This window comes from Salinisphaera sp., from assembly GCF_035690525.1.
GTDB lineage: Bacteria > Pseudomonadota > Gammaproteobacteria > Nevskiales > Salinisphaeraceae > Salinisphaera.
The window spans coordinates 1-2958 of record NZ_DASSKM010000068.1 but is presented as its reverse complement, the minus strand read 5'-3'; the positions used below and the strand labels follow the sequence as shown (position 1 = coordinate 2958).

At 64.0% G+C, this 2958-nt stretch carries 2 protein-coding genes; both read left to right on the top strand.

What is annotated here, in order from left to right; all coding sequences use genetic code 11:
- The first annotated feature begins 508 nt into the window (after positions 1–508).
- Entirely contained in the window at positions 509–1501 is a 993-nt protein-coding gene (gene glk / locus VFJ08_RS05185; RefSeq protein WP_324995865.1) for a glucokinase, read from the top strand.
- 222 nt (positions 1502–1723) lie between these two features.
- Positions 1724–2958 (top strand): ABC transporter substrate-binding protein (locus VFJ08_RS05180; protein WP_324995863.1); only part of this gene is annotated, 1235 nt, incomplete at its 3' end.

The following is a 2958-nucleotide window of genomic DNA, read 5'->3' as shown; positions in this document are numbered from 1 at the left end:
AACTGCCGGGCCAGCGCCGGCATGGCCGGCAGATAAGTATCGATCGACAGCGGGGCGACAGCCGTCAGCAGACCGAGTACGCACACCATGAGTACGTGCTCGCCCCGGCTCTGGGCGGTTTCGGTCATCGAGCGGACTCCTAGAGGGCTGTTGCCGCTTCATACGGCAACAGCCCTTACCGCCCGGCGGGCGGTGTGGCGGGCGCGCGGGATGCTAGCCGCATACGGCGGCGCGCCAATTCAAGTGGCGCCCATTATGCCGCCGCGCACGAAATACGACCAACCCGCGTCGCCGTTAGTTGCGCGGCCTTGCGCCGGCCGGGCTACAACTAATGTCGAGCGCGACACCGGGCCCGGGATCGGCCGACAATCGGCCACAGGCCCGCATGAGGCGCTTATCGGCGGCTTTCGCGACCGTTCATTTTCCCGCGCGCGGACAGACCTGGCTGGCCTTCGGCGTGCAGCTATGGCTTCATAGCGGCGTTTCGCATCCAAGTCGAGTCGCGCCCATGTTCGATAAACCTCGTGTTGGTCTTGCCGGTGATCCGGACAGTTCATGGCGGCTGGTCGCCGACGTGGGCGGCACCAACGCGCGGTTTGCACTGGCCGACGATTACGGCGCCCTGCAAGGGCAGGAAACGCTGCGTTGCAACGACTTCGAGGGGCTGGCCGAGGCGGCCCGTCATTATCTGTCGAATCAAAGCGTCGGCAGTATTCGCGCGGCGGCGGTGGCGGTCGCGACCGCGGTTTATGAAGATCACGTCTCCTTCACCAATTCGCCCTGGTCGTTCTCGATCCGTGAACTCGGGCGCCAACTCGGCGTGAAGGATTTCCACGTCATCAACGATTTCACCGCCCTGGCGCTGTCGATCCCGCGCCTGGATCGCGAATGGCTGGTGCCGATCACCGCCGACGGGCGGCGCGAGCCGGCGGCCCCGCGCGCCGTGATCGGTCCGGGCACGGGCCTGGGCGTGTCGGGTGTCTTTCATTTCGGCAGGCGCTGGCATGCACTGGACAGCGAAGGCGGCCACGTCACGCTCGCCCCGGCCGACGCGCGCGAGGTGGAACTGCTCGGGATCCTGACGCGTCGGTTCGATCACGTTTCGGCCGAACGCGTGCTCTCCGGCCCGGGGCTGGTGAATCTGTACCAGGCCAACTGCGAACTCGAGGGTGTGACCGCCGAGGAAATCGAACCGGCCGACATCACCGAACGCGGCCTGGCCGGCGACTGCGATATCTGCGTCAAGGTGCTCGACGACTTTTGTGCGATGCTCGGCACCGCGACCGGCAATCTGGTGCTCACGCTGGGCGCCCGCGGCGGCGCCTATATCGGCGGCGGCATCGCGCCGCGGCTGCAGCCGTTTCTCGGCAACAGCCGGTTCCGCGAGCGTTTTGAAGCGCACGGCCGCCTGTCGGAGTACCTGTCCGATGTGCCCTGCTATATCGTGACGGCCAAATATCCGGCGCTGGAAGGGGCGCTGGCCGCGCTCGACAACTTCTAGCACGACCCCGGCCAAACGCATTGCATTCAGTCGCTTGAATCGTCTCGAAGATAACATTTGGTCACGGTCCCACGGCGGTCTATTAGACCTTCGTGCCGTTGCGGCCTGCGAAAATTTACTCGAAGCTTGAAAAAATGCGCCGTCTTTGAGCGCACGAATCATTCGACCACAAACGGAACGTCGCGGCCGGCCGGCCGTTGCACGGTCAAGAGGGAGGAGTCCATGAAGAACCGGAATATCTTGCGCAAGAGCGTCACCGTCGGTCTGTCGATCGCCGCCATGACGGTCGGGGCCACGGCCATGGCCGAGCCCACCAAGGGCACCGTCACCGTGCTCAATTGGTGGACCTCCGGCTCCGAGGCGAAGTCCATGAACGTCCTACAGCAGATGCTGGCGGACAAGGGCTATAAGATGGTCAACGATGCGGTATCCGGCGGCGGCGGATCGAACGCCCGCACGGTGCTGAAATCGCGCATCCAGTCGAACAACCTACCGGGTGCGGCCCAGATCAAGGGCCCGCAGATCCAGGAGTGGTGCGAGACCGGCCTGACCATGAGCATCGACAAGGTCGCTCAGAAGCAGAACTGGTCGAAAATCCTGCCCGGCCCGGTTGCCAAGGGCATGCAGTGCGACGGCCACTATGTCGCCGTGCCGTTCAATCTGCACCGCATCAACTGGCTGTGGATCAACAAATCGGTAATGGACAAGGCCGGCGCCGAGATGCCGACCGACTGGGATTCGCTGGTCGCCGCGCTGAAGAAACTCAAAGCCGCGGGCGTGACCCCGATCGCCGGCGGCGGTGACACCTGGCAGACCGCCACCGAGTTCGACGCCATAGCGATCGCCACCGGCGGCGCCGATTTCTATCGCAAGGCTTTCGTAGAACTGGACCAGGATGCGTTGTCCGGCGACACCATGGCCAAGGTGTTCAAGCGTCTGCGCACGATCCAGAAGTACGAGGACCCGAACGGCCAGGGCCTGTCGTGGAACCACGATACGGGCGAGGTCGTCCAGGGCGAGGCCGCCATGCAGATCATGGGCGATTGGGCTAAGGGCGAGATCAGCAACGGCGACGCCACGCCCGGCAAAGAAATCGCCTGTATCGCATTCCCGGGCGAGCACACCGGCTTTGTCTACAACGCCGATTCGTTCGAGATGTTCAAGAGTTCGAATTCGGACAAGAACGCCCAGTACGCCTTCGCGCACACCGCGCTCTCACCGGAGTTCCAGCGCAAGTTCAACATGGCCAAGGGCTCGATCCCGGTGCGCCAGGACGTTTCGCTCGAGGGCTTTGACGCCTGCGCGCAGAAGTCCAAGGAGGACTTCGCCGAGGCCAAGAAGAACAACGCCCTGGTGCCGAGCTTCTCGCAGGACATGGCCGAAACCGGAGCCGTCAAGGGCGCGATCTTCGACGTGATCGCCAAGTTCTCGAACAACAAGAACATGTCGCCCGAACA